Origin of the sequence: Shinella sp. BE166, from assembly GCF_051201095.1 — a bacterium.
GTDB classification, from domain to species: domain Bacteria; phylum Pseudomonadota; class Alphaproteobacteria; order Rhizobiales; family Rhizobiaceae; genus Shinella; species Shinella lacus.
In genome coordinates, this window is the sequence record NZ_JBPEHL010000001.1 from 766,080 (window position 1) to 792,904 (window position 26,825).

At 64.4% G+C, this 26,825-nt stretch carries 27 protein-coding genes; 23 read left to right on the top strand and 4 right to left on the bottom strand.

Features of this window, described 5'->3' with window-relative positions; genetic code table 11:
* The first annotated feature begins 30 nt into the window (after positions 1-30).
* The 7 genes from J2Y63_RS03490 (at position 31) to J2Y63_RS03520 (ending at position 5,722) form a co-directional block, all read left to right on the top strand.
* Positions 31-1,176 carry an ABC transporter ATP-binding protein gene (locus J2Y63_RS03490; protein ID WP_435264946.1) on the top strand — a complete coding sequence of 382 codons (1,146 nt, stop codon included), beginning with the start codon at positions 31-33 and terminating at the stop codon, positions 1,174-1,176.
* A gap of 1 nt (position 1,177) precedes the next feature.
* Entirely contained in the window at positions 1,178-1,423 is a 246-nt protein-coding gene (locus J2Y63_RS03495; protein ID WP_256114523.1) for a hypothetical protein, read from the top strand.
* Positions 1,424-1,436: 13 nt separating this feature from the next.
* Positions 1,437-2,414 carry an ABC transporter ATP-binding protein gene (locus J2Y63_RS03500; RefSeq protein WP_435264947.1) on the top strand — a complete coding sequence of 326 codons (978 nt, stop codon included), beginning with the start codon at positions 1,437-1,439 and terminating at the stop codon, positions 2,412-2,414.
* 12 nt (positions 2,415-2,426) lie between these two features.
* Entirely contained in the window at positions 2,427-3,215 is a 789-nt protein-coding gene (locus tag J2Y63_RS03505) for an SDR family NAD(P)-dependent oxidoreductase (protein WP_435264948.1), read from the top strand.
* 11 nt (positions 3,216-3,226) lie between these two features.
* Entirely contained in the window at positions 3,227-4,081 is an 855-nt protein-coding gene (locus tag J2Y63_RS03510) for an ABC transporter permease subunit (RefSeq protein ID WP_435264949.1), read from the top strand.
* Positions 4,082-4,083: 2 nt separating this feature from the next.
* Positions 4,084-5,349, top strand: a complete 1,266-nt coding sequence (locus J2Y63_RS03515) for a hypothetical protein (protein WP_435264950.1) — start codon at positions 4,084-4,086, stop codon at positions 5,347-5,349.
* 124 nt (positions 5,350-5,473) lie between these two features.
* Positions 5,474-5,722, top strand: coding sequence for an ester cyclase (locus tag J2Y63_RS03520; RefSeq protein WP_435265034.1), 249 nt, complete (start codon positions 5,474-5,476; stop codon positions 5,720-5,722).
* Positions 5,723-5,778: 56 nt separating this feature from the next.
* Here the strand turns inward: J2Y63_RS03520 and J2Y63_RS03525 are convergent, their stop codons facing one another.
* On the bottom strand, positions 5,779-6,549 hold the full coding sequence (locus J2Y63_RS03525; RefSeq protein WP_435264951.1) for an alpha/beta fold hydrolase: 771 nt from the start codon (positions 6,547-6,549) through the stop codon (positions 5,779-5,781).
* 158 nt (positions 6,550-6,707) lie between these two features.
* On the opposite strand from J2Y63_RS03525, the gene J2Y63_RS03530 reads away from it, so the two are divergent.
* From J2Y63_RS03530 to J2Y63_RS03560, 7 genes are all read left to right on the top strand, one after another.
* A complete protein-coding gene (locus tag J2Y63_RS03530) occupies positions 6,708-7,154 on the top strand; it encodes a MarR family winged helix-turn-helix transcriptional regulator (protein ID WP_256114515.1) in 447 nt (148 codons plus the stop codon).
* Positions 7,155-7,297: 143 nt separating this feature from the next.
* Positions 7,298-8,101, top strand: coding sequence for an HpcH/HpaI aldolase family protein (locus J2Y63_RS03535; protein ID WP_435264952.1), 804 nt, complete (start codon positions 7,298-7,300; stop codon positions 8,099-8,101).
* Between the two features lie 31 nt (positions 8,102-8,132).
* Positions 8,133-9,011 carry an amidohydrolase family protein gene (locus J2Y63_RS03540; RefSeq protein ID WP_435264953.1) on the top strand — a complete coding sequence of 293 codons (879 nt, stop codon included), beginning with the start codon at positions 8,133-8,135 and terminating at the stop codon, positions 9,009-9,011.
* 96 nt (positions 9,012-9,107) lie between these two features.
* Positions 9,108-11,099, top strand: coding sequence for an ABC transporter ATP-binding protein (locus J2Y63_RS03545; RefSeq protein ID WP_435264954.1), 1,992 nt, complete (start codon positions 9,108-9,110; stop codon positions 11,097-11,099).
* 4 nt (positions 11,100-11,103) lie between these two features.
* Positions 11,104-12,057, top strand: coding sequence for an ABC transporter permease (locus J2Y63_RS03550; protein WP_435264955.1), 954 nt, complete (start codon positions 11,104-11,106; stop codon positions 12,055-12,057).
* A 4-nt stretch (positions 12,058-12,061) separates the two neighbouring features.
* A complete protein-coding gene (locus tag J2Y63_RS03555) occupies positions 12,062-12,967 on the top strand; it encodes an ABC transporter permease (RefSeq protein ID WP_435264956.1) in 906 nt (301 codons plus the stop codon).
* A gap of 33 nt (positions 12,968-13,000) precedes the next feature.
* Positions 13,001-14,584, top strand: coding sequence for an ABC transporter substrate-binding protein (locus J2Y63_RS03560; RefSeq protein ID WP_435264957.1), 1,584 nt, complete (start codon positions 13,001-13,003; stop codon positions 14,582-14,584).
* Between the two features lie 45 nt (positions 14,585-14,629).
* On the opposite strand, the gene J2Y63_RS03565 is transcribed toward J2Y63_RS03560, so the two are convergent.
* Complete coding sequence (locus J2Y63_RS03565) at positions 14,630-15,532, bottom strand: LysR family transcriptional regulator (protein WP_256114507.1); 903 nt, start codon at positions 15,530-15,532, stop codon at positions 14,630-14,632.
* Between the two features lie 160 nt (positions 15,533-15,692).
* Between J2Y63_RS03565 and J2Y63_RS03570 the strand changes: the two genes are divergently transcribed.
* The 8 genes from J2Y63_RS03570 (at position 15,693) to J2Y63_RS03605 (ending at position 21,311) form a co-directional block, all read left to right on the top strand.
* A complete protein-coding gene (locus tag J2Y63_RS03570; RefSeq protein ID WP_435264958.1) occupies positions 15,693-16,835 on the top strand; it encodes a hypothetical protein in 1,143 nt (380 codons plus the stop codon).
* A gap of 34 nt (positions 16,836-16,869) precedes the next feature.
* On the top strand, positions 16,870-18,051 hold the full coding sequence (locus J2Y63_RS03575) for a DUF5624 domain-containing protein (RefSeq protein ID WP_435264959.1): 1,182 nt from the start codon (positions 16,870-16,872) through the stop codon (positions 18,049-18,051).
* Positions 18,052-18,072: 21 nt separating this feature from the next.
* Positions 18,073-18,531: a DoxX family protein gene (locus J2Y63_RS03580; RefSeq protein WP_435264960.1), complete on the top strand. Its 459-nt coding sequence runs from the start codon at positions 18,073-18,075 to the stop codon at positions 18,529-18,531.
* A 76-nt stretch (positions 18,532-18,607) separates the two neighbouring features.
* On the top strand, positions 18,608-19,147 hold the full coding sequence (locus J2Y63_RS03585) for a sigma-70 family RNA polymerase sigma factor (RefSeq protein ID WP_435264961.1): 540 nt from the start codon (positions 18,608-18,610) through the stop codon (positions 19,145-19,147).
* Complete coding sequence (locus J2Y63_RS03590) at positions 19,144-19,866, top strand: anti-sigma factor (protein WP_435264962.1); 723 nt, start codon at positions 19,144-19,146, stop codon at positions 19,864-19,866. The genes J2Y63_RS03585 and J2Y63_RS03590 overlap by 4 nt, the downstream gene beginning before the upstream one ends.
* 155 nt (positions 19,867-20,021) lie before the next feature.
* On the top strand, positions 20,022-20,579 hold the full coding sequence (locus J2Y63_RS03595) for a fasciclin domain-containing protein (RefSeq protein ID WP_435265035.1): 558 nt from the start codon (positions 20,022-20,024) through the stop codon (positions 20,577-20,579).
* Between the two features lie 145 nt (positions 20,580-20,724).
* Positions 20,725-20,916 carry a DUF3008 family protein gene (locus J2Y63_RS03600; protein ID WP_256115396.1) on the top strand — a complete coding sequence of 64 codons (192 nt, stop codon included), beginning with the start codon at positions 20,725-20,727 and terminating at the stop codon, positions 20,914-20,916.
* Positions 20,917-20,933: 17 nt separating this feature from the next.
* The gene (locus J2Y63_RS03605; RefSeq protein ID WP_435264963.1) at positions 20,934-21,311 is read left to right on the top strand and encodes a response regulator; all 378 of its coding nucleotides are present in this window, start codon (positions 20,934-20,936) and stop codon (positions 21,309-21,311) included.
* On the opposite strand, the gene J2Y63_RS03610 is transcribed toward J2Y63_RS03605, so the two are convergent.
* Positions 21,308-24,013, bottom strand: a complete 2,706-nt coding sequence (locus J2Y63_RS03610) for a GAF domain-containing protein (RefSeq protein ID WP_435265036.1) — start codon at positions 24,011-24,013, stop codon at positions 21,308-21,310. The genes J2Y63_RS03605 and J2Y63_RS03610 overlap by 4 nt on opposite strands.
* Positions 24,014-24,559: 546 nt before the next feature.
* Here J2Y63_RS03610 and J2Y63_RS03615 point away from each other — a divergent pair.
* Positions 24,560-25,057 (top strand): DUF3016 domain-containing protein, encoded by a 498-nt coding sequence (locus J2Y63_RS03615; RefSeq protein ID WP_435264964.1) that lies wholly within the window; start codon positions 24,560-24,562, stop codon positions 25,055-25,057.
* 2 nt (positions 25,058-25,059) lie between these two features.
* Here the strand turns inward: J2Y63_RS03615 and J2Y63_RS03620 are convergent, their stop codons facing one another.
* Entirely contained in the window at positions 25,060-26,817 is a 1,758-nt protein-coding gene (locus tag J2Y63_RS03620) for a sulfite reductase subunit alpha (RefSeq protein ID WP_435264965.1), read from the bottom strand.
* Positions 26,818-26,825 lie beyond the last annotated feature (8 nt).

Sequence of the window (26,825 nt, forward strand, 5' to 3'; positions counted from 1 at the left end):
CCTCTTTTTCCAACAGAATGGAACGCCATCATGGCTGATATCGAGATCCACAGTCTGATGAAGCAGTTCGGCGCGTTCAAGGCCGTCGACGACGTCAACATCACCGTGAACGATGGCGAATTCGTCTTCCTGCTCGGCCCCTCCGGCTGCGGCAAAACGACGACGCTGCGCATGATCGCCGGGCTTGAAATGCCGAGCAGCGGGCGCATCGCCATCGGCGGGCGCAACGTCACGTTCCTCCGGCCGCGCTACCGCAATGTCGGCATGGTTTTTCAGGACTACGGCCTCTACCGTCACCTGACGGTGTTCGGCAACATCGCCTATCCGCTGGAAGTTCGGCGGCTGGGTCGTGCAGAGATCGTCCAAAAGGTCGAGGCCGTCGCGCGCACCATGCAGATCACTGAAGTGCTGCAACGCAAGCCCGACCAGCTTTCGGCCGGCCAGCTGCAGCGCGTGGCGATCGCCCGCATGCTGGTGCGCGATGCCGACGTCTTCCTGATGGACGAGCCGATGTCGCATCTCGATGCCCAGCTTCGCGGGCAGATGCGCGCCGAGCTGCGCCATATCCAGAAGACCGTCGGCGTCACCACCATCTTCGTCACGCATGACCAGCTCGAAGCCATGACCATGGCCGACCGCATCATCGTGATGAAGGACGGCGAGATGCTGCAATTCGCCACCCCGCGCGAAATCTTCGAGCGGCCGGCAACGGAATTCGTCGCGACCTTCGTCGGCGAGCCGCAGATGAACATTCTGGACGCCCGCATCGCGCGCCTCGAAGGCAAAATCGTTGCGATGACGGAGCATTTCGCGGTGCCGCTCGATGCGGACTGGGTGGAGCGAAACCGCGTTGCGAACCTTGTCGACCAGCCGGTTCGTCTCGGCATCCGGCCGGAGCATATCGCGATCCGCGAAACGCCGGACGCCGATCACCGCATCATCGCCGAGCTCTATTCCTTCGAGCCGACCGGTGCGGAAAATCTCTACGTGCTTCAATGCGGCTCCGTCATGGTGACGACCCGCAGTTCCACCACCGAAACGGCTCACCTTTCGAAAGACGAGGGCAGCGCGCTTGCGGCCCGCTTCGATCCGAACTGGATCTACCTGTTCGATCCCGTGACGGGCCGCACCATCGCCCAGGCCGCCGGCAGCGACGTGTCGAGAGAGGATATCTGACATGAACCGATCCAACGTCATCCTTCTCGTCATCCTGGCCTTGCTGCTCGGCTCCTGCACCGTCATGGCCGGTGATGTCTCTCACTGGCCGGCCTCGCTGATCGCCGTCATCGTCATCGTCTCGCTGAAACTCTGGAACGATAGGGCGAAACTTCTCGCCTGGCCGATGGAGTTCCTGCTGGCGGCGGGCGTGTCGATGATCGTCATCAATCTGGCCCGGCTCTACGTGACGCCGCTGCCCTATTGAGAAGGATGATCCCGTGACCAGCCCCGCCCTTGCCGTCACCGCGCTCTCCAAATCCTTCGGGGCCAAACGTGCCGTGGAGGATGCCACCTTCTCGGTGGCGCGCGGCGAGATCACCGGTTTTCTCGGCCCGAATGGCGCGGGCAAGACCACGGTGATGAACATGATCGTCGGGCTCACCGCGCCGGATGCGGGCGAGATCGAGCTGTTCGGCGTGCCGCCGGGCAGCCGCCAGCGGGATCTGCGGGTGCTGTTCGGTTATTTGCAGGAGAAGCCGCGGATCTATCCGGAGATGACCGCGCGGGCCTATCTCCGCTTCTTCGCCGATCTCTATGGCATTGCCGATGCGGGCAGCCGGGTGAAGGACGTGATCGAACGCGTCGGCCTCACCGCCGCGGCCGACCGGCGGCTCGGCAATTTCTCCCGCGGCATGCAGCAGCGCGCCTGTCTTGCCCGCGTGATGCTGCACCGGCCGGAACTGCTCATTCTCGACGAGCCGACACTCGGCCTCGATCCGAACGGCGTCGCCGACATGCGTGCGATCTTTCGTGAGATGAAGGCGGAAGGCGTGACGCTGCTTTTTTCCTCCCACCAGTTGGCCGAGATGGAGCGGGTCTGCGACAGCGTCGTCTTCATGCGCCAGGGCCGCGTTCTGGCGACAGGACGGCCGGGGGAGTTGCTTCCGGCCGGCCTCTCGGCGGGCAGCCTTCAGGTCGAACTCTACGAGCCAGCCGCTCAATGCGTCGAGGGGATTGCCGTCTTGCCGGGCGTGGCGCGGGCGCACCAGATCGGCCCGCACCGGCTGGAACTCGTGCTGCGCGGTTTGCCCCATGATGGGCGGGATGCGCGGGCGCATGCGGTCCGGATGCTTTCGACCGCAGGATACACCGTGCTCTCGGTCGATGCTGCCACGCCATCGCTCGAAGACATCTTTATCGGTTTGACCCGGCCTGAAAGCCCGGTCCGGCAGGAGCCCGCAGGGCTCGTTCATTGAAAGGGAAAGACCATGGACCTCGGCTATCGCGACAGGCGCTGCCTCATTACCGCATCCACCGGCGGCCTCGGCCTCGCCATTGCGACGGCCATGGCGCGGGAAGGGGCGACCGTGGTCATCAACGGCCGCAGCCAGGACACCATCTCCAAGGCCATCGCGCGCATCCTGGCAGCGGTGCCGGAGGCACAGCTGGAGCAGGCCGTCGGCAATTCCGGCACGAAGGAGGGCTGTGACGAACTCATCGCGAACTGCCCCGATGTCGACGTGCTGGTGGTCAATCTCGGCATCTATGAGGCCGTCGATATCTACAAGGCCGGCGACGACCGCTGGTATGCGCTGATCGAGGTCAACGTCATGAGCGGCGTGCGCCTCGCCCGGCATTACCTGCCAAAGATGCTGGCGCGCAACAGTGGCCGCGTCGTGTTCATGGCAAGCGAATCCGGCATCAATCCCGCGCCGGAAATGCCCGCCTACAGCGCCACGAAGACCATGCAGCTATCGCTTGCCCGCAACCTCGCCGAAACGACCAAGGGCACCGCCGTCACCGTCAATTCCGTCCTGCCGGGTCCATGCAGCACCGAAGGCGTGGCCGATCTCATCGCCGGTCTCTATCCAGGCGTTCCGACACCCGAGGCGGAGCGCCGTTTCGTGGCGGAAAACCGCCCGACCTCGCTGATCCAGCGCCTGTCGAAGCCGGAGGAGGTGGCCGATTTCGTCACCTTCCTCGGCAGTACGCGCACCGGCATCGTCAATGGTGCAGCGCTCAGGATCGACGGCGGCCTGATCCGCACTGTCATGTGACCGGCCGCGTCATGGAGCACGTTCGCCCGCCCTACATTTCCCCGCGATTGCGCCCGCCCGGCCTGGGGCGGCAGACCTTCCTGCTGGTGCGTCGGGAAGTGGCCGCCAAGTTCGCGTCGGTATGGTTCTGGCTGGTCGCGAGCGCGCTCTGCCTTATGGCGTATGTTTACGGCGCCGGTTTCGCACGCACCTTCGAGACGGAGTCCGTCGTGGTGACGGCCGATCCGCTGGCCGGGCTGAACACGCTGGTGGTGGCCTTTCTCGGCCTTGTGCTGGGGCTGCGGCTTGCGGGTTCGCTTAGCTGGGAGTGCGAGCACCGCACGCTCGAAGTCCTGCTGGTCGGGCCGGTGCCGTCGAGCGTGATCGTGCTCGCGAAATATCTCGCGGAACTGCTGGTGCTCGCCGCACTCGTCGCCGTCTACTGCCTCTATCTCGCGGTCGCCCAGCCCCTCGGCGCCGGCGTGACGGGGGCGGGGGATTTCGCCGGTATCCTCGCAAACGGTCTGTTCGTGCTGCCGGTCATGGCGATGGGGCTTGCCGTTTCCGGCATGACGGCGTCCGTGCGAATGGCAGTCGTGCTCTATCTCGCGCTAGTGGCGCTGCTTGCGACTTACGAGGTGGTGCTCGGCCTGCTGCGGACGATGCCCGCGGACAGCATGAGCCTGTTCTCGCTCTATCTGCGGGCGTTGCTGGAGATGGCAGCGCCCTTGTTCCACGCGCTCTCGCCCATGGCCGGCATCGCCTTCCTGGCCGAACGGCTCGTCACCCAGCAGGCGCTGCCGCTGTCGCAGTCTCTTGGCGTCGTCGCGCTGACGGCCGGCCTGCTGCTCTTCGCCTGTATCGTCACCAGAATGAAGGGGGCCTAGCCATGCGAAGATTTCTCGCCATCCTCCTTCTGTGCCTCTCCGCCGCCAGTGCCGCGAAAGCCATCGAGCCCGAGCGCAGGGACGCCGTCATCATCACCGGCCGCGTCTGGGACGGCTTTACCTTCAAGGACATGTTCCTGCCGTCGCAGGCCGGGACGTTGCACCTTCTCGCCGGCCAGGACAGCGCCATCTCCTTCGTCGAGACGCAGGAATATTACTGGCCGCTCTCCCGGCAGGTCTATGTCGACCTTGAGAAGAAACGCCGGGAGGTGAACGGCGTCCTCAAGATCACACGCGACGGCAAGACCGTCGCCGAGGTCGGCCCTTCTCCCTATGTCATCCTCTATCCCGAAGGCGCCTTGAACGGGAACGGCCAACTCCTCTGGGGCGAGGACGCCATCAGGGCCTACAGCGCTTACCAGGAAGATGAGCGAGCCTTCGCGCGCCGCTATGTCGAGGCCGAAGCGCAACAGCGTGTCTATGAACGCAAGCTGCTGGAAGCGGGCGCGGCACGGCTGCGCGGTGCACCGGTCGAGGTCATCGAAGCGCCCGATCCGCTGCCCAGGCCGAGCCTGAAGCTGGTAACGGCTCCGGCTGCGGCCTATCGCGTTGCGCTCGCTGCCGGTGCGTACGAGATGGCTCTATCTGTCGACGGCGTGCTTGTGCCGGGCACCGCGCACCGCCTCGCCGTGGGCGACATGGCGGGCCGCCGGGTGACCGTCGCGGATGTCGTGCCCGAAGAGCGCTGGACACGGCCGATTGCCACCAACAGTGCGGATATGCGCATCTTCGCCCGGCCCGGCTCCACCTTCTATCTGACGCTCTCCGAGGCGGATCGTTTCGGCGAAACCGAATACCTGCCGGTCGTCTCGCCGCAGCAGGATGCAGTTTCGGGCCGAAACGTCTGGATCCGCCGCGCGGCATCGCCGCTTGATAACGTCGTGGCACGCTTCGCCGTCACACAGGACCTGCCGCTCACCCGCCTGAAGGTGGTGCAAACGGAAGGCTCCGGCTTCGGCTATCAGGTCCGCGCCGCCAAGGAAGGCGAAAAGGAAGACCTGAAGGCCTTTGCGGTCTCGGTGCCTGCGGAGGCCGGTGTATCGCGTGGCGAAATCCGCTTGCAAGGAGAAGGCTTCGCCGCCTTTCACCGCGAGATCGTGGTGGTACAGCCACGCAACAACGGCCTCGCCCTCGGCCTCGCGCTCCTGCCTCTGCTCGGCTGGATCGCACCAAAAATCCTTCGCAGAACGGCGGGTGCCAAGGCGTAAAACCCAGCGTTAGGGCTGTTGTGCCTCTTCTGCTATCAAGCGTTCCAACCGTCCTATCAACAGATCCAGCGTTTCGACGAACGCCTCCAGTTTCTCAGCGCTCAATCCCGCGAACAGGGATTGCCTGGGCGTTCAACCAACGGGAAAGAAAGTGGACTATGAGAGCACTGAGATTTACCGCATCTCCGACGGGAAGATCGCGGAGGAGTGGATTTGCTCTGATACGCTGACGCTGATGGCTCAGATTGGTGGCCGGGGCTTTTCGATAGGCAAGCTTGCCGCAATGTGGCTTACCGGCTACCGGATGTGGTTCGCATTGGCTCTCGGAATCGCGCTGGGCGCGCTATCGTTGGCGCTTTTGCGCCTCTCCTGATCTTGCACAGAAACCCCCGGACGCTCGCGCATCCGGGGGGGTTTCCTTCTCAGTGATTACTTCGTGCCGTTTGCCGCATCCTCGATCAGCTTGGCGACGGCTTCCGGCTGGGAGACGTAGACGGCATGGCTGCCGGCCTGGTCGACGGTGGTGGCGCCGGCGCGCTTGGCCATGTTGCGCTGCGCTTCGACCGGGATCATGTGGTCTTCGGTGGCGACGAGATACCAGCTCGGTTTTTCTTTCCAGGCAGGAACCGTCACTTCGCCCGCAAGCGCCTCGACACCCCACGGAACCTGCGAGTCGGCCATGAAGGCGGCCACTTCGGGGTCGACGTCAGCGGCAAAAGCTGCGGCAAACTTTGCCTTGTCGAGGAAGAGAAAACCATCCTGCGGCGGCAGGATCGGCGGAACGGCAGCGCCTTCTGGCGGATTGGCGATGAGCTTGGCGATGGATTCGCCGGCATCCGGGGCGAAGGCGGCGATATAGACGAGACCCTTGGCCTTCGGGTCCGTGCCGGCCTCGGAGATGACCACGCCGCCATAGGAATGACCGACGAGGATGACGTCGCCCTCGGCAGCAGCGATGGCGCGCTTGGTGACGGCGACGTCGTCGCTCAGCGAGAGGGTGGGGTTCTGTGCAATAGTGACCTTGTAGCCGTCCTTCTTCAGGACATTGTAAACGCCCTGCCAGCCGGAGCCATCGACGAAGCCGCCATGGACGAGCACGATGGACTTGGTGGGGGTGGGCTGGGCATGGGCGGCGGGTACGGCAGCGGCGAAAGCGAACAGGGAGGCGGCGGTAGCGAGCAGGGTGTTGGCGATGGACATTTGTATCTCCTTTGCTTGATGCGACAATCGTTATCGCGATAATCATTAGATATCCGCAACACTGATCATTGTCCAGATGTTTTTTATCGCGATATCTATTTTTGTGGTAAGGTGTCTCCACGCATCCAGAACCGACCTCACAAATCAGGAGTTCCGCAATGCCCGATTTCGAACCGATCCCGCTGGATAGCCAGCTTTGTTTCTCGCTCTATGGCACGACAATCGCCATCAACCGCGCCTATAAGCCGATGCTAGACGCACTCGGCATCACCTATCCGCAATATCTCGTGCTGAGCGTCCTTTGGGAAGGCGATGGCCAGACGATCACGGCGCTCGCCGACCGGCTGGCGCTGGAACCGAGCACCATCACGCCGCTCGTCAAGCGACTCGAAGCAGCGGGCTTCGTGCAGCGCCAGCGCTCGACAGTCGACGAGCGGCTGGTTGGCGTGCATCTCACCGACAAAGGCCGGGGTCTGCAGGCGCAGACCGGCTGCCTGACAGAAACCTTGCTGCAACGCTCCGGCATGACGGTCGACGAGATCATCGCGCTCAACACTCGCATCCAGGCGCTGCGCACCGCGCTCACGACCTCGGCGCCAGGTTGATGGAGCGAGGTCGGTTCTGCGCGGATGGTGTTTGATTGGAAAAGGAAATCAATTCCCCCGCTTTGTGAATTGGAGGTAATCACCGGCATGGGCTAGCTTTCGATCATCGGATGAACATTCGCATCCGAATGGGAGGAGAGCCTATGCTGGATGTGACGTCGCCCGACGGCAGGACTTTTGCCGAGCGCCTGCGGGCCGGAGAACCCTGCTATTCGCTGGGCATCCGCACCGCCCGCTCAGTGGATTTCGTGCGCATGGCGGCGAGTTCCGGCTATGACGCCATCTGGATCGATCTCGAACACAGCACCATTCCGCTCGACACGACGGCCCAGATGACGGCGACGGCGCGCGACCTCGGGCTAGAAGCCTGGGTGCGGGTGCCGGAGGGCGATTTCGGGGTGATCGGGCGGGTGCTCGACGGCGGCGCCTCCGGACTGATCATCCCCCAGGTCGAGACGGCCGAGGATGCGCGCAAGGCCGTCAGCTATTGCCGTTATCCGCCGGAAGGCGGTCGGTCGCACAATGCGCTCACGTCTCCCTTCGGCTTCCGCAGAATGGATGGCAAGGTGAGGGCCGCGGCCGCGAACCGCTCGGTCTTCCTGCAGGTCCTGCTGGAATCCGCCCATGCCATCGACAATATCGATGCGATCGCCGCCGTCGACGGCGTGGACGCGATCGGGCTCGGCCTGAACGATCTTTCCGCGAACCTGAACATTTTTGGCGACGTGCGTGCGGAGGCGATCACCACGCTTTGCCGTCGGGCCATTGAGGTTGGCGCGAAACACGGCAAGCTCGTGATCATCGGCGGCCTCCAGGGGCCTGATCACTACCGCGAACTGGTCGATCTCGGCGCCGCCCCTTACGTCTTCGCGGCCATAGATACCGACATCTTCGTCGACGTTCTCGACCAGCGCATCGCCCGGTGGCGTGCCGCCATCTCGGCCTGATTCTTCACGACCATTGCAGGGACTATTTTCGATGACTGAACCGCTGACCTCCGAACCCATGCTGCCACTTGCAGGCCTCACCCGGCCTTCCTTCGAGGTGCCGAAAGGCGCTTGCGACGCGCATATGCATGTCTTCGGGCCGGAATCGCTTTATCCGCATGTGCCGAAGCCGCATTACACGCTTCCCGACGGCAAGCTCGATCATTTCCATGAGCTGATGACGGTGCTGCATCTCGACCGCTACATCATCGTGCAGCCAAGTTTTTACGGCACGGACAATCGCTGCATGCTCGATGCGCTGAAGGTGGCCGGGCAACGTGCGCGCGGCGTCGCCATGGTCGAGGACGATGTCTCCCCGGCCGCGCTGGAGGCCCTGCACGAACAGGGCATTCGCGGCCTGCGGCTCGATCTCTTCAAGCGTGCGGACCTGCCGATCGCGGAGATCCAGGCCTATATTACCGCGATGGCGGCGAAGATCGCGCCGCTCGGCTGGCACCTGCAATTCTACGTGCCGGGCCGCGTCGTGCGCGATCTCATTGGCTTCCTCGGCACGCTGACCGCTCCCTATGTCATCGACCACATGGGTTACATGATGGAGGAGGACGGGCTGACGGAGAGGGATTTCCAGAAGCTTCTGACGCTGATGACGGAGAGCCATTGTTACCTGAAGCTGAGCGGCCCTTACCGCGTCGCCAAGGACAAGGGTTACGGCGCCGTTGCCCATGTGGCCAAGGCGATCGTCGAGACGGATGCGAGCCGCGCCATCTGGGGATCAGACTGGCCGCACATCCCGAAATCGGGCCGCGACACGGGTGAATTGCTCAATCTTCTCGTCGAATGGGCGCCGGATGCGGCCGACCGGCAGAAAATCCTCGTTGACAACCCAAACAGGCTCTTCGGCTTCGAATGAGGGACCGGCATTGATACCGGCGGGCAGGGCACGCAGATGTATATAGGATCACCCAGCATAGCGGCCATGGAACACAACGCGACTGAGGCCGGAACCATGCAAGCTCGACCGGATACCGCGGCGGAACCGCTTCTCTCCGTCCGCAATCTCAACGTCCAGTTCCGCTCGAACGACCGGCTGCTGCATATCGTGCGTGACGTCAGCTACGATGTGCATGCCGGTGAGCTGGTGGCACTGGTTGGGGAATCCGGTTGCGGCAAGTCTGTCTCGTCGCTCGCGGTGATGCGCCTGCTGTCCGATCCGACCACGACGCGGTTTTCCGGCGAGGTGCGCCTTGCCGGGCGGGATTACCTGCGCCTGCCGGAAAGCGAGATGCGGCGGCTGCGCTGTCGCGACATCGCCATGGTGTTCCAGGAGCCGATGACCTCGCTCAATCCGCTGATGACCGTCGGCCGCCAGATCATGGAGCCGATGCTGGAGCATCTCGACATCGACCGCGCCGCCGCGCGCGAGCGGGCGATCGACCTCCTGAAGCGGGTCGGCGTGACGGATCCGGAACGGCGCATGGACCAATATCCGCACGAGTTTTCCGGCGGCATGCGCCAGCGGGTCGTCATCGCGATCGCGCTGTCGTGCAATCCTAAAGTCATCATCGCCGACGAGCCGACCACAGCACTCGACGTCACCATCCAGGCGCAGATCCTCGATCTCCTGCGCGCGCTGGTGAAGGAGACCGGCGTCGGCCTCGTGCTGATTACCCATAATCTGGCGCTGGTGGCGCGCTATGCCGATCGCGTCAACGTCATGTATGGCGGCAGGATCATTGAATCCGGTACGGTAGAGGACGTGTTGCGCCAGCCGCGGCATCGGTATACGGCGGGCCTGCTGATGGCGGTCCCGCGGCTCGACCTGCCGCGTGCGGCGCGGCTGCACACGATCCCCGGTCAGCCGCCGAGCCCGGCGCGGTTTCCCGCCGGCTGCGCCTTCAGCCCCCGCTGTGGCGCGGCAACGGCTGCCTGCGGCAGTGTCCCGGCCGATACGGTTACCGGCGGCCGGCGCTATGCCTGTTTCCATCCGGTCGTCGATGCGCTGCCGCAGAACGAACAGCATGCGGAGGCAGGTGCCGAGCACACGCCTGGCGAAACGGTGCTCAGCGTGCGTGGCCTGACACGCCACTTTCACCTCAAGCGCAGGGCGGTGGTGCGTGCGGTCGAGGATGTGTCGTTCGACATTCCGCAGGGCGGCACATTGGGTCTCGTCGGGGAATCCGGCTGCGGCAAGACGACGGTGGTGCGCACGCTGCTGAGGCTTCAGAGCGCCACCTCCGGCCGTGCCGATTTCGGGGGGCAGGACATCCTGTCGGCCGGCAAGCGGGATCTCGTCGCGCTGCGGCGGCAGATCCAGGTCGTCTACCAGGACCCGTCCACTTCGCTCAATCCGCGCCACCGCATCGCCTCCATCCTCGCCGAGCCACTGCTGGTGCACGGCCTTTGCAAGTCGCAGGGCGAGGCCCGCGCGCGCGTCGAGGAACTGCTCGACCTGGTCGGCCTGCCGGCGGAGATGGCGGAGCGCTATCCGCACCAGATGTCCGGCGGGCAGCGCCAGCGCGTCGGTATTGCGCGCGCACTCGGCATGAACCCGCGGCTGATCGTCTGCGACGAGCCCGTCTCGGCGCTCGACGTGTCGATCCAGGCGCAGATCATGAACCTGCTCGCCGATTTGCAGGCGAAGCTTGGCCTCAGCTACCTTTTCGTCGCCCACGATCTCGCGGTCGTGCGCCACATCTCCGATCTCGTGGCGGTGATGTATCTCGGCCGGGTCGTCGAGACGGCGACGCGCGCAGAGCTCTTCTCCACGCCGCGCCATCCTTATACCCGCGCCCTGCTTGCCGCCGTGCCGTCTTTCGCGGCGGATGCGGGGCAGGGGCCGGAGGCGAAGATCACCGGCGAGCTGCCGTCGCCGCTCAATCCGCCGAGCGGCTGCGTCTTCCGCACGCGCTGTCCGATGGCGGTGGAGGCGTGCGCGAAGGTCGTGCCGCCGCCCGTCGCCTTTTCCGATACCCACCGCGTCGCCTGCATAAGGGTTTGAGATCATGCTCCAGTTCATCGGCAGACGCCTGCTTCTCGCCCTTCCCACCCTTCTCGGCGTGGCGACGCTGACCTTCTTCATGCTGCATGTGTTGCCCGGCGATCTCGTCGAGACCATGCTGCGCGCCGAGGGCGGCAATCCCTCGGTGGAGCTCGTCGCCGCCGAGCGCGCCAGGCTCGGCCTCGACCAGCCACTCATCGTGCAATATTTTGATTTCCTGAAGGGGCTTGCCGTGCTCGATCTCGGCCAGTCGCACTGGACCGGAAAGCCCGTCGCGGAGGAAATCTTCTCCCGGCTGCCCGTCACGCTGGAAGTGGCGGCACTCAGCATGATCGTGGCGATCGCGCTCGCCATTCCGCTCGGCACCATCGCCGGCATGTATCCGGGAAGCCCTATCGACTACGCGATCCGCTCCTTTGCCATTGCCGGTATCGCGCTGCCATCCTTCTGGTTCGGCATGGTCGTGGCGCTCGCCATGTTATGGTACTTCAACTGGCTGCCGCCGCTCGGCACCGCCTCGCTGTTCAAGAACCCGCTTACGGCGCTGCAACAGCTCATCCTGCCAGCCATTGCCGTCGGTTACCGCTACTCCGCCATCCTCATCCGCATGATGCGCTCCTCGGTCATCGAGACCATGCACGAGGATTTCGTGCGCACGGCGCGGGCCAAGGGGCTGGCGATGCGCACCATCATCCGGCGCCATGTCGTCCCCAATTCGCTGCTGCCGACGATCACCATGATCGGGCTCGAATTCGCGCTGCTCGTCGGCAGCCTCGTCGTCATCGAGCAGGTGTTCAGCCTCAACGGCATCGGGCGGCTTTTCATCGAGTCGGTGTCGCGCAGCGATTTCATCGTCATCCAGGGCATCGTCATGGTGCTGACCCTGATCTTTATCGCCGTCAATTTCCTTGTCGATCTCGCCTATGCGGTCATCGATCCCCGCATCCAGTTGGGCTGAAGCCATGCGCAAATCCTCTGTCGCGACCGAACTCTGGACGACCCTGCCCAAGCCGCGCGGGCCGGTGACGAAACACATCCTCGGCCAGCCGCTCGGCGCGCTCGGCCTGGTGCTGATCGTGCTCGGCTTCGTGATCGCCTTTGCCGCCCCGTGGATTGCGCCCTACGACCCGCTCGCCACCGACTACGGCAACGCCATCGCCCCGCCGTCCTTGGCCCACTGGATGGGCACGGACAGCTTTGGCCGCGATCTCCTTTCGCGCATCCTCTATGGTGGCAGGACGGCCTTCCTCATCGGCGTTTCGGCGAGCTTCATCGGCTGCACGATCGGCCTCTTCGTCGGCATCACCTCGGCCTATGCCGGCGGCTGGGTCGATGCAATCGTCGAGCGCTTCATGGAAATCCTGCTGGCGATCCCGATCACGGTTCTGGCGCTGGTGCTCGTCTCCAGCCTCGGGCGCAATATGGTCTATGGGGTCGACCTCAACCTCGTCTTTGCAATCGCGCTGCCGATCATTCCGAAGATGGCGCGTGTCGCCCGCTCGCAGGCGCTGACCATCCGCAACCTGTCTTATATCGACGCCGCCGTGACGCTCGGCTTCAGCGACCTGCGCATTATCGTGCGCCACATGGCGCCGAACATTTTCGGGCCGTATATCGTGATGCTCACCGCCTTCATCAGCCAGGCGATCCTTATCGAGGCGTCGCTGTCCTACCTCGGGCTGGGCGTGGCCGAGCCCACGCCGTCCTGGGGACTGATGCTTGCCGGCAATGCCTTCAATACCTCGATGACCGCGCCGTGGATTGTCATCTATCCCGGCCTCGCCATCGCACTGGTGGTCTTCGCCTTCTCGATGTTCGGGGATGCGCTGCGCGACGTCTTCGACCCGAAGGCGCGCTCGGACCGCTGATACTGCTTTGCATGTTTCTAGGGAGGAAACGACATGACGATCCACGGGAAGATACTGGCGCTCGCCGCGATGGGCGCGCTGCTGCTGAACGGCGCTGTCGCGGCCGCGCAGGAGCCGAAGGAGGGCGGCATCCTGCGCTATGCGGTGAGTGACGATCCGGCCAATTTCGATTGCCACGCCGCCAACCATTTTGCGGCCCTGATGCGGCTTGCGCCGCACTATTCCACCCTGCTGCGATTCAAGCCCGGCAGCTATCCCGATATCGAGGGGGACCTCGCCGATAGCTGGGAAGCCAACCCTGCCGACCTGACCTACACTTTCAAGCTTCGCCCGGGTGTGAAGTTCCACGACGGCAGCGACCTGAAGGCGGCCGACATCGCGGCGACCTACGATCGGCTGACGTGGCCGCCGGAAGGCGTTGTTTCCGAACGACTGGAGACCTTCCGGCAGATCGAGAAGATCGACGTCGTCGACGACTACACGGTGCGCTTCAAGCTGAAGGAATGGGACGAATCCGTGCTTGGCACCTTCGCCTCGCCCTATAACTGCGTCTATTCGGCAGCACTTCTGAAGTCGGATGCGAGCTATCCGAAAGAGAAGGTCATGGGCAGCGGCCCCTTCGTCTTCGACGAGTTCGTCTCGGGCTCGGTCTGGAAGTCGTCGAAGTTCGAGGATTATTTCCGCGAAGGCCAGCCCTATCTCGACGGCCTCGAATCCTACACGATGGAGGGGCCGGCGGTGGTGAACGCCATCCAGGCCGGGCAGATCCACACGGATTTCCGCGGCGTCAGCCCGCAGGGTGCCGATCGGCTGAAGCAGAGCCTTGGTGACGGCATTTCCATCGAATCCGGCCCAGCGCTCACCCATTTCCTGGTGACCTTCAACGCCGAAAAGCCGCCCTTCGACGACGAGCGCGTCCGCCGCGCGCTGAACCTCGCCATCGACCGCTGGGGTGGCGTCAAGGGCCTCGGCCGCACGACCGAGATGCGCTATGCAGGCGGCATCTTCCTGCCGGGCGGGCAGTTCGCCGCGTCCGACGCCGAGCTTCAGAAGATGGCCGGCTTCGGCACCGACATCGCGGCGGCGCGCGAGGAGGCCAAGCGCCTGCTCAAGGAGGCCGGCCAGGAGAACCTGAGCTTCGACCTGACGGTGCGCAACGGTCCGCCGATCGTCGTCGATTTCGGCGTCTTCCTGGCAGACCAGTGGCGCCAGATCGGCGTCAACGCTCGCAACGTCGTGGTCGAGACCCCGCCATGGGCGGCCGCCCTTTCCGAGGGGTCCTACCAGGTGATCATCGATATCTATTCGGCGCTGCGCGAGGAGCCGACCGAGCAGATGACGAAATATGTCTCGCATGACGTTTCTGCCCGTTCGGCCGGCCGCTTCACGGATCGCGAACTCGACGATCTGTGGCACAAACAGGCACTGGAGCAGGACAAGGCCAAGCGCATGGCGCTGCTGCGCACCTTCGAAAGCCGGCTCTACGAAAAGTCCTATTCCGTGCCGGTCGTGTGGCTCGAACGCATCGTCGCGATGAATGCCGCGCTGGAGGGCTGGACCTTCAACCCCAGCAACTTCCTCTATCTCGACCAGTCCTCGACCTGGCTCGACGAATAGGTTGGGCGCAAAAATCCCGAACGGGCAGGCTGGGGCTGAAAGGCCTCAGCCTTCCTGGTTGTGGAAGGCCGTTTGCGCCAATCGGATGAGATGGGCGATGCGCGGATTTTCCTCGCCGGCGCGAAAGGCCAGGAACAGGTCGGTCTCCGCGTCGTCATCGGCAAGCGGCAGGAAGGCGACATTGGGGATCTTGATGAATTGCAGGCCGGACGGCACGACGGCGATGCCGAGGCCGGACGCCACGAGGCCGATGATCGTCGTCGCCTCCTGCGCCTCCTGCACGATATTCGGGAAAAAGCCGCGCTTGCCGCACAGTTCGATGAACTGGTCGTAGATGCCGACGCCGATCTTGCGCGGGTAGAAGATGAAATTCTGATCGGCGAGGTCTTGGATACGGATTTCCGCCTTTTCGAGCAGCGGGTGGCCGCTGTGCGCCGCGACGACCAGCCGGTCCGTCGCAAGCTTGCGGAACGAGATGCCGGAGACGAGGTTGCGCTGCGGACGGCGGATCACGCCGACATCCAACTCCCGCTCGCCGATCGCCCGCAACTGGGCGATGCTGGTGTGCTCCTTCAGCGTGACGTTGATATCGGGATAGTGATTGCGGAACGCATGGATCAGGGCCGGAAACGGCGAAAGCAGGGAGGAGGCCGCAGTGAAGCCGATGCGCAACTGCCCCGCCTTGCCGCTCGCCACCGCCTTCATTTCCTGTTCGCATGTATCGATGCGCTCCAGGATGCCGAGCGAGTGGTGGTAGAGCAGCCGGCCGAACTCGGTGAGCTGCACGCTGCGCTGGGTGCGCAAAAAGAGGGGCGCTCCCAGCTCCTCCTCCAGGTTCTGGATCGCGATCGACAGCGGCGACTGGGTTATGTTGAGCTTTTCGGCCGCTCGGCGGAAATGCAGCTCCTCGGCGAGCGTGCGGAAATAAAGCAAGTGCTTGAAGTTCATGGCGATTATCCGGGGCGGCGCTTTTTTGTTGTTTTAGGCGGTGGGATGATAAGCGGCGATTGATGCATTTTGCAAAACAAAACGCGCAAAAATTGAATTGGCTGCGAAAGGCGAATTCTCCCAATAATGGGCAGATAAATCATCATGCAGGGAGGCATCCGTGGATAAAGCAATGAGGAGCGATCGGGAGGAGCGCGGCGGAAACGCCCTGTCCGAGGGCGGGCTGCTGCGGCGCGTCGCGAGCCTGCCGACCTCCGGCGCCCGCGCCTGCGAAATCTTCCGCATGGATGGCCGCCTCTTCCTCGCCATCCCGCAGCTTGCCTATGACGTGGCGGACCTGCCGGCGCATATGAACAGCGGCGACAGCAACACCGACCTCTTGATCTTCGAATGGGTGAACGGCGGCTTCGTGCCGGCCTCCAGCCTGCCGGTTCCGGGCGGCGAGGATGCGGAATTCTTCACGATCGGCGACCGGCGTTTCCTCGCCACCGCCAGTGCCCGCACGGGGGCAGGACCTTATCAACCAAATGTGGATTCCGTCGTTTACGAATATGTCGGTGGCGAATGGCAGCCATTCCAGCGCTTTGCCGGCTTCCTTGCGAAGCAGTGGAAGGCCTTGCGCTTCGGCGACCGTCTCTTCCTCGCGCTGGCGCTCGGCGTGACCGTCGAGGGTGTCGAGGCCACCAATCCGCGCCAGTCCGCGATCTTCGAATGGGACGGCGCCGCCTTCGTTCCCTTCCTGACGCTCGATGGTCCCTGGGGCTACAACTGGACGAAGATCGTGGTCGGCGACCGGCAGTTTCTTGCCTATGCCGACCATACCGGCAAGTCTGTGATGCTCGAATGGACCGGCGAGACTTTTGCGGTCTTCCAGCGTTTCGAGGGCAAGACCGGTCGCGCCTTCCATGTCCTGCCGGTGCCCGCACCGGTGCAGGTGGCCTTCGCCGCCATCGCCGATGACACGGTGGTCTACCGCTGGAACAGCGAGAATTTCGAGCCGATGCAGGTGCTGAGCGGTCCGGGCGGCCGGGAATTCGCCTCCATCACCCATGGAGGGCGGCACTATCTCGTGCAGGTCAATTTCATCGAGGGCTCGCCGAAGGCACCGAAGACCGATCTCCTCTCCGTGATCTACGCCTGGTCCGGGGAAACATGGGAACGCGTCGACCGGTTCGAGACCTTCGGCGGCACGGATGCCGCGTTCTTCGAGGCCGATGGCAGGCAATATCTCGTCGTGACGAACAGCCTGACGCCGGACGTCCGGTTCTCGGAAAACACCGCGATTTATGAATTTCTAGGTTGAACGGCGCGTTTGCCGTTTCAGGAGCAGTCAGTCCATGTCCTACAGACCCGATCCGCGTTTCGTCGATCTCTACGAGCTTTACACCGGCCCAAACAGCATCGCGGCCGAACTCAGCCAGAAGAAGCGCGATGCGACCGCCGACACGGCCCTCCTGATCTCGACCGGGTCCGACCTCGTGCTCTTCCCCGGCCGCGGTCGCGATCCGGTCTATGAGAGCTTTCGCCATAGCACCCGCGGTTTCAAGGAACTGACCGCCGTCTCCCATCTCGGCACCGCCATGGCCTGGGTGGTCGAGATGCAGGAGGAGGGGGACGGATGGCAGGTCTGGGCTCGCCGGTTCCTGGCGCAGTGCGAGGAGGTGCGCGCGATCTCGACCGTGCCCTATTGGACCTCCGAGGTCGCGGTCGAGGCGTGGAAGGGTTGGGAGCCGAAGATTGTCGACTTGGTCGACTATGCCTGTCGCGCCAGCGAAGACTATCTGCGCGCCGGGCTTTCGGACCCGTCCGTCTTCACCTACGCAGCGCTTCGCGAGCGTTTCCTGGAGCCGGCGCAGCCAGGCGGCCTGCCGGTTCCCTACAATGATGTCATGGTCGCGACCTTCGCGCTGACCTTCCTCGATATCACCCATCGCATGATGCGCTGGCTGAACACGCTGGAACTCGACTGGCGCACCGTGATGGTGATGATCTGCGGCAGTTCCGGCCGGCCGACGGCGGGCCTCACTTGGGCCACCAACAATATGTGCCACCTCCTATGGCGCGCCTCGCAAAAGACGCTTGCGCCCGAGCATCTGCTGATCTCCCCGCACGCGCCGAGCCTCAACCTCGATATGATCAAGAGCGGTGCCGACCTGCAAGACCTGGAGAAGGCCTATCGCACGCTCTGGTGCAAGACGCGGGTAACGGCGGAGATCGGCGGGAAGATGTTCGCCGGCTTCCCCGCCTTCGTGCCCGATATCGGCGAGGCCTCGGTAATCACCGATCCCGCCGGCACGCTCAGCGAGATGCCGCGGCTGCAACATCCGGACGACCGCTTCACCGCCATCTCCCGCCTGCGTATGGTGATGGAGGACCCGCGCCAACTCCTGTCGAACTCCGTCGCCGAATTCATCATCGACGAACTGAGCGACAACGGCCTCGATCCGGCGGCGATCACCATCCCCGGGTTCACCAATACCACCTATCCCGTTGCCGGGCGGGACGACTGTCCCACCTGAAAAACCCCAAAGGAGCGCACCATGTCGAATTCCAACGCGGAGCCGACGGCTTCCGCACGCCTCTATATCCCCTTGCTTTCCCCGCTCTACGATCGGCTGCATGTCGGCGCCGAGACGTTTCTGCGCGTCGTGGCCGGCGGGCTTCTCGTCACGCATGGCCTGCCGAAAATCCTCGATCCGCTCGGTGCCGCCGGCATGGTGGAGAGCATCGGCTTCTATCCGGGCGCCTTCTGGTCGCCGCTGCTTTCGGTCAGCGAGTTTGCCGGCGGGGTCTGCCTGATGCTCGGGCTCTTCACCCGGTTCGCAGCGCTCGTGACCACCGTCATCCTGCTCGTCACCGTCTATTTCCACGGCGTACTGCAGGAACAGGGCCTGTTCGGCGCCGAGAAATCGATCCTCTGGGCGGCGATCACGCTGTTCTTCGTGGTGCGCGGCGCCAACCGGCATTCGCTCGATCACCTCATCGGCCGGCAGATCTGACCCGCTGCTGATGATCCGTTCGGCGGCGCGCAGCGTAATGGGGGAGTGCACTTCAGCGACATGACGGAAGACGCGTGTGACCGGCGACGACATCTCCTATCTCATCGGGCGCGTGTCGCTGAAGGACCGCAAGGCCTTCGCCGCCCTTTATGATCTGACCGCCTCGAAACTTTTTGGCATCTGCTTTCGTATCCTCAAGGACAGGAGCGATGCGGAAGAGGTGTTGCAGGATGTCTACGTCAAGATCTGGCAGCGCGCCGACCGCTATGTCGAGAGCGAAACCCATGCGATGGCCTGGCTTGCCGCCATCGCCCGCCATCAGGCGATCGACCGCATCCGGGCGCGTAAGCCTGTGGCGTCGAACATCGATGCGGCCTACGATATTGCCGACACGCTGGCGACGCCGGAAGAAAATGCCATATTGCGCTCGGAGGGCCGCCGGATCGACGCCTGCATGGACCGGCTCGAGCCCGACAAGGCCGCCGCCGTACGGCGCGCCTATGTCGAGGGCCTCAGCTATGAGGAGCTCGCGGAGGCGTATGGCGTGCCGCTGAACACGGTGAGAACCTGGCTTCGCCGGAGCCTTTTGAAACTGAGAGAGTGCATGAGCCGATGACGGCGCCCGACAAAGACATGAAAGACCCCCGCCGCGACGAGGTGATCGCCGGCGAATACGTGCTCGGGGTGCTTTCCGCCGAAGACCGCCGCAAGGTCGAGGCGCGGCTGGCGCGCGACCGCGCGTTCGCCGCCATGGTGAGCCGCTGGGAGGAAAACCTCGCCACCTTCAACGACGACTACGAGGCGCTGCAACCCTCGCCGCTGACTTTTTCCGCCATCGAACAGCGCATTCTCGGCGCCGCCCCGCGCGACACGGTTTTGTCTGGCGGCTTCTGGAATTCGCTGGCGCTCTGGCGCTCGCTGGCCTTCGCCTCGATCGCTGTGGCCGCCGGCCTTGGCATCTGGATGAGCACGCTCGTCGGGCCTCGCGATGTGCAGGGCGGGCGGCTTGTCGCTGATCTGGCGGGCGAGGGAGCCACGGTCAACCTGGTGGCGCGGTATGACGATGCGAGCGGTATGCTTCGCGTGACCCCGGTCGCTGCCGGCAGGGCGCAGGAAAAATCGCTGGAACTCTGGCTCGTCGAGGATGGCAAGGCGCCGGTCTCGCTCGGCGTGCTGCCGCAGACCGGCGAGGGCGAACTTGCCGTGCCGGCCGTGATGCGTGGCCGTCTCGTGCAGGGCGCGGTGCTGGCCGTCAGCGTCGAACCCTTCGGCGGCTCGCCGACGGGCAGCGCGACCGGGCCGGTCATCGCGTCGGGTGCCGCGCGGTTCGATTGACCGAATTTTCCGCGCCTTTTCAATATTTTACGAAAAAAGATCGCCGGTCCTGAAACTCTTTTTCCCAAGGTCCCGTTGCTCGAAGTGATCGCCCGTCGGGCATCGCAACCGGGAGGACCCGCATCATGCGGGCCGAAAAGAAGGACCACTCCACCATGATCCGTTTCACGCTCCGCACCGCCGCGCTCGCCTCCGTTTTCGCCCTCAGCGCCTTTGCCGCCCATGCCGAAAACCCGAAGGTCGGCGGCGCGGCGATGTTCGAAGACAAGACCATCGTCGAGAACGCTGTCAACTCGAAGGATCACACAACGCTGGTCGCCGCGGTGAAGGCCGCCGGCCTCGTCGAGACGCTTTCCGGCGCCGGCCCGTTCACCGTCTTCGCGCCGACGAACGAAGCCTTCGCGGCGCTGCCGGCCGGCACAGTCGACTCGCTGCTGAAGCCGGAAAACAAGGACCAGCTCGTCAAGGTTCTGACCTGCCATGTGGTGTCCGCCAATGCGATGTCCGACGCGATCGGCAAGATGATTGCCGACGACAAGGGCGACCACCCGGTCAAAACCGTCGGCGGCTGCATGCTGTCGGCCAAGATGGATGGCGACAAGATCACGCTGACCGACGAGACCGGCGGCACGGCCACCGTGACGATCGCCGACGTCAAGCAGTCGAACGGCGTGATCCACGTCATCGACAAGGTTCTGCTGCCGAAGGCCTGACCTCGAAATCCGCGTTCGCCTCGAATCCAGCGCGGATCAGCCTTTAGTAGCCCTGGGCCGCCGGTTTTGCCGGCGGCCTTTTTGCTGCGTGGAACTTTTGGCCCCTTCGCCAGTTCGAAGGCGACAGGCTCACGGAGGTCTTCCCATGCCAGCAAAATCGAAAGCCCAGCAAAAGGCCGCGGGAGCAGCCCTTGCGGCCAAGCGCGGCGATATCAAGAAGAGCGAATTGAAAGGCGCGTCCAAGGACATGGAGAAATCGATGTCCGAAGGCGAACTGAAGGAAATGGCTTCGACCAAGCGAAAGGGCAAGCCGGAACACGTGTCGAAATCGGACTGACCCAGAGGAGGATGGATATGCGGGTGTTGATCGTCGAGGATGAATCGCTGATCGCGGAGCTTCTGGAAACAGTGGTGCAGGAACAGGGCCATGAGACCATCGGCCCGGTTTCGACCATGGAGCAGGCGCTCGCCTATGCGCCGCGCACCGATATTGCGCTGGTGGACCTCGGCCTTTCCGACGGCAATAGCGGCCATCTGCTCGCCCGCCGCCTGATCGACCGTTTCGGCATCGACGTGATCTTCGTGACGGGCGATCCTGGTCCAGTGCAGCAGGGTTTCGACGGTGCGCTCGCGGTGGTGCGCAAGCCCTTCAGCGACGAGGATATCATCGATGCGCTCGCCAAGGCGCTGGACAAGCGCAGCCGCTCGGTCGGCCGCCGCATCGCGTCCTAGTCGGTTTCCCGCAGGGATTTCACGTCGAGGATCGAGCGGATCTTGTTTGCGAGATCCTCGATCGTGAAAGGCTTTGGCAGGAGCTGCGTATGGGGCTCCAGGATGCCGTTGTGCACGATGGCGTTGCGCGTGTAGCCGGTCGTGTAGAGTACCGGCACGCTCACGCCCTTCGTGCGCAGCTGGTCGACCAGCTCGCGGCCGGATATGCCCGGCATCACGACATCGGTGAAAAGCAGCGAAAGGGTCTGGCCGCCTTCGATGATGCGCAGGGCCTCTGCGCCATCCGCAGCCTCGATCACCGTATAGCCGAGTTCGCGCAATGCATCGGCGGAGACAGCGCGGACCCGGTCGTCATCCTCCACCACCATGATCACTTCGCCCTCGCGGCCGGGGGAAAGGTGCTGCACCGCCGTGTTTTCTTCCGCGGCGGCGATCGCCCCGTAGTGCCGCGGCAGGTAGACCTTGACCGTCGTGCCGACGCCGATTTCCGAGTATAGCTTCACCGCACCGCCCGACTGCCGCACGAAGCCGTAGACCTGGCTGAGCCCGAGCCCCGTACCCTTGCCGACGGCCTTCGTCGTATAGAAGGGGTCGAAGGCCTTGGCGACGACGGCATCGGCCATGCCGGTGCCCGTATCGGTGACGGCGATCAGCACGAACTGGCCGGTTTCCAGGCCGGCGTCGCGCGCATAACGCTCGTCGACATAGATATTCGCCGTCTCGATCGTCAGCCGGCCACCGTTCAGCATAGCGTCGCGGGCATTGACGCAGAGATTGAGCAGCGTGTTTTCAAGCTGGCCAGGGTCGGCATTGATCTGCCAGGCGCCGGCGGCAAGCACGGTTTCGAGCGCAACGGTCTCGCCGAGCGTGCGGTTCAGGAGCTCGCTCATGCCGCCGACCACGCGGTTGGGATCGAGCGGCTGCGGCGAAAGCGGCTGGCGCCGGGAAAAGGCGAGCAGTCGCTGGGTCAGCGTCGCGGCGCGCTGCGCCGCATCCACCGCGCCGTCGACGAAGCGGCCGACATCGGTGTCGCCGCGCGCAAGCCGTCGTTGCAGCATGCTGAGCCCGCCGAGGATGACGGCCAACATGTTGTTGAAATCGTGGGCGATACCGCCGGTGAGCTGGCCGACCGCCTCCATCTTCTGCGCTTGGCGCAGCTGCTCCTCCGCCTTGGCGCGCTCGGCCACCTCTTCCGCGACCCGCTCTTCCAGCGTGGCGTTCAGCGCCTGGAGGGCCGCTTCCGCACGCCGCCGCTCGGCGAGCTCCGCCTCCACGGCCTGGAACAGCCGGGCATTATCGATCGCGGTTGCGGCATGGCCGGCAATGCCGAGCAGCGCGGTCTCGTGTTCCTCGCCGAAGCGCTCGGTCTCCTGGTGACCGAAGAACAGGCCGCCGAGCACCGCGCCCGACCGCGAGATGACCGGCACCGCGAGATAGGAGCGCACCGGCAGGTGGCCTTCCGGCATGCCCTTTCTCGGCAGGTTGTGGCCGTAACGCGGGTCCTTCAGGATATCGTTGGAGCGCACCACGCCTTCGCCGAGAAAGGTGGGCTTGAAGACATCCGTCGCGCGCGGCATCGGGTAGGTCTCGAAGGCGCTGCGCGGGGCGCCCGACAGCGCGTACAGCATGTAGCTGCCGCCTTCATTGTCGAGCACATTGTAGAAGAAGGCGCCAAATTCCGCGCCCGACAGTTCGACGCCGGCATCGGTAACGGTCTGGACGATCTTTTCGAGATCGAGTTCGGCGGCAATCGTCGCGCCGGTATCGTTCATGATCTGAAGGTGGCGTTCGGCCTTCTTCTGCGCTGTGATATCGCGCACGGAGCCGACGAACCGCACCCCGTCGTCGGAGGCGACGACGTCGCCATTGGCGGCGATCCAGCGCTCGCGGTGGTCGGTGATGCCGATCGTCCGGTATTCGATATTGAAGGGTTTCGTGACGGTGCCGAACACCGATTCCTGCACCGCCTTGTCCGCCCGGTCGCGATCGTCCGGGTGAAGCCCGGCCAGGAAGCTGCTTTCATAGGTGATCTCGGCATCCGGCGGCAGGCCGAACAGCGCCTTGCAGCGAGTATCCCAGGTCAGCCGGTTGGCGGTGACGTCGAAATCCCAGATGCCGATCGAGGCGGCGTCCGTCGCGAGCTTCAGCCGCTCCGCCGCTTCGCGCGCCGTCTGCTGCGAGCGCACGCGCTCGATATGCGCCCAGGAGCGCTCCGTCACCTCGCCGAGAAGAGCGAGTTCCGTCGGCTGCCAGACATGCGGCTGCCGGTGGTGGATCGCCATCAGCGCGGTGAGGCGGCCCTGCTTGACGAGCGGCATACAGATGGTGGCGGAAATGCCGATCGCCTGGAACGTGGCGGCCTCTTCCGGCGGCAGCTCGGCGCGGTTGTCATTGATGACGAGCGGCCGCCCCGCATGCAGATCGTCCACCGCGCGCACGCCGAAGGCGGCGAGGCTGTAATAGCCGCGGATGCTGGACGAGCCAGAGGCGCTCCAATCTCCGCGGATGGTGAAATGGTCCTGGTCGGGCTCCATGTCGGCATAGGCGCAGACGGAGACGTCGAGATATTGGCCGAGCATCCGCGTGGTGATCGCGAGGATCTCGTCCGCATCCGCGCTCGGTGCCGTCGCCTTGCCGAGCACGTCGAGGAAGCGCAGGCGCGCTTCGCTGGCGGCAAGGCCTTCGGTGGAGGCGGGCGGCATGGTCACGGCCGGTTGGGCCTTCTGATCGTCGTCCTGTTGCGCCGGCACGTTGTAGGACCTCGACTGATGAGCAAAGCAGTTTGCCGGATTGTACCCATCTCTGCGGTCAATGGAATTGGCATCCGTCAAATTCTGCGCGGCTTGTGGCGTATATCCGCCAGGCCAGATCCGCTGCGAAGGAGAGCTACTCCGGCGACGTTAAAGCGCCGCTGGTGACCTCGTAAAAGTCCCACTTTTCTTTCAGACTGCCCGCAATGCGGTGGCTGCGAAGGGAGCGGAGAGCCATGGATGATCGACGGCATATCGCCTAAAGGCGGATCGGATCGACGCCACGGACTATCTATGCGGCGTTTCTCGATCTGGATGCCCTGTCCAAATGGCTACCGCCCGATGGCGCCACCGGGCTGGATGTATTAAGATGACAAAAACCATCATCTTTTTGTCTCGTGACAAGAGATGAATCTGTTTGATCGTCGCGCCGGAGAAATCGGCTTATGAAAACCTATCTTCTGCCTATGCGACCATGCCGATGAGCGGAGAAGATCCATGCGTGTCGTGAAGTGCCTTGCGGCGGCCACCATTGCCCTGATGCTCACCACAGCCGTCGCCGAGGCGGCGGTCCGTGTCGCCTTCGTCCATCCCGAACGATACCGCGACCGGGATTTCCGCAGCGAGGCGAAACGCGAGCGCATCACCGCCGAACTGACGCGGTATCTTCACAAACTCGATAAACGCTACCTGAAACCCGGCCAGCGCCTCGATATCGAAGTGCTGGATGTGCGGCTTGCCGGGCAATACGAACCCTGGAACACCGGCCTGTACGACGTCCGCATCCTGCGCGATTCCACGCCGCCGCGTTTCAAGCTGCGCTACACGCTTCGCGCGGGCGATAGGGTCCTTGCCCGCGGCGAGGAAACCCTCACCAATGCCACCTATCTCTGGAGCCCGGCGGCGCGGCGGTCCGAACGGCTGGCGCATGAGAAGGAGCTGCTTGCCGACTGGTTCCGCAAGCGTTTCGGCAAGCTTTCGGCCTCCGCCGGCTGAGTTCAGTAGACGTCGCGCAGATAGCGCTTTTCCCGCTTGAGGCCGGCGATGTAATCGGTCGCGCGGTCTGCCGTCATGCCGCCATGGGTGGCGATGATGTCGGCAAGCGCGCTGTCGACGTCGCGGGCCATGCGGCTGGCATCGCCGCAGACGTAGAACGACGCGCCGTCCTCAAGCCAGGCGTAGAGCGCCTTGCCGTTCTCCCGCATGCGGGTCTGAATGTAGATCTTCTCGTGCTGGTCGCGGGAAAAGGCGAGGTCGAGCCGTGTCAGCAGCCCGTCGCGGCTCATCTCCGCCAGTTCGTCCTCGTAGATGAAATCGCTCGCGCGGTGCTGGTCGCCGAAGAACAGCCAGTTGCGGCCCTTCGCAGCGCGGGTGCGGCGCTCCTGCAGGAAGGCGCGGAAGGGGGCGATGCCGGTGCCGGGGCCGACCATGATGACCGGCGCATCGTTGTCGGCCGGCAGGCGGAAGGATTTGTTCTGGGAAACGAAGATGCCGGCCGTCCCATCCTGCGCCACACGGTCTGCGAGGAAGGTCGAGCACACGCCGCCCCGGTCGCGGCCATCCGCGTGGTAGCGCACGCTGGCGATTGTCAGGTGCACGCTGTCGGTGGCGGCATGCGGGCTGGACGAGATGGAATAGGCGCGGTGCTGGAGCGGCTTCAGCAGGGCCGTGAACTCGGTCGCCGAAAAGGCTCCCTCGGGCGCGAGCGCCACTAGGTCGCAGATATCCTTGCCCCAGAGGAAGGCGTCGAGCGCTTCCTTGTCGCCGTTGCGCAGCACATGGGTCAGCTCCTCGTTGCCAGCCCGGCGCTCCACTTCGGCGATCAGGTCGCGTGACGGGGTCGAGATTTCGACCTTCGTGGTGAGCAGGGTTTCGATCGGCATGTCTCCGACGGGCGCTTGCGGATCCGCGCCGAGGCGGGAGATGAGGAGACGCACGAGCGCGGGGTCGTTGACCGGCATGACGCCGAGCGCGTCGCCGGCTTCGTAGGTGAGCCCGCTATCGCCGAGGTCGAATTCGTAGTGGCGGATTTCCTTGCCCGACGCGCTGCCGGAAAGCCGGCGGTTGACGGCGAGCCGGGCCGGGTAGGGGTTCTTGCGGCTCCAGCCGGAAACCTCGCGGGCCGGGGCGGCGGCGAGCGGCTGTGCCACAACGGCGATGCCATCGGTGTCCGCCGTCGCGGCGGCAAGCGGCAGGGCCTCGCCGACCCATGCGGCGGCCGGGTCTTCGTAGTCGATGTCGCAGTCGCGCCGGGCGAGGATGCGCGTCGCGCCGAGCTGTTCGAGGCGCATGTCGATGAGCTTGCCCGCCTGGCAGAAGCCGTCATAGCCGGTGTCGCCCAGCGCCAGCACGCCGAAGCGCAAGCCTTCCAGCCGCGGCGCGGCGGCGGCGGAAAGCGCCTCCCAGAACAGCTGCGCATTGTCCGGCATCTCGCCTTCGCCATAGGTGGAGGTGACGACGATCAGGCGCTGCATGGCGGCAAGTTCGGCCATGCCGATATCGTCGAGGCCAGCCACTTCCGGCGCGAGCCCCAGGCTGCGGGCGATTGCCGCCGCATCCATCGCCACCCGTTCGGCATTGCCGGTCTGGGTGCCGTAGAGGATGTGGAGGCTTGCGGCCTTTGCCGGTGCGCTAGCGGCGGCCACGGCCGGCGTTTCGATGGCGAGGCGGGAATGCAGGCCGGCGAGGAAGCCGGAAAGCCAGGCGCGCTGGTCGGCGTTGAACGGTGCGTCTTCCGGGATATAGGGGATCTTCATCGTTTCTG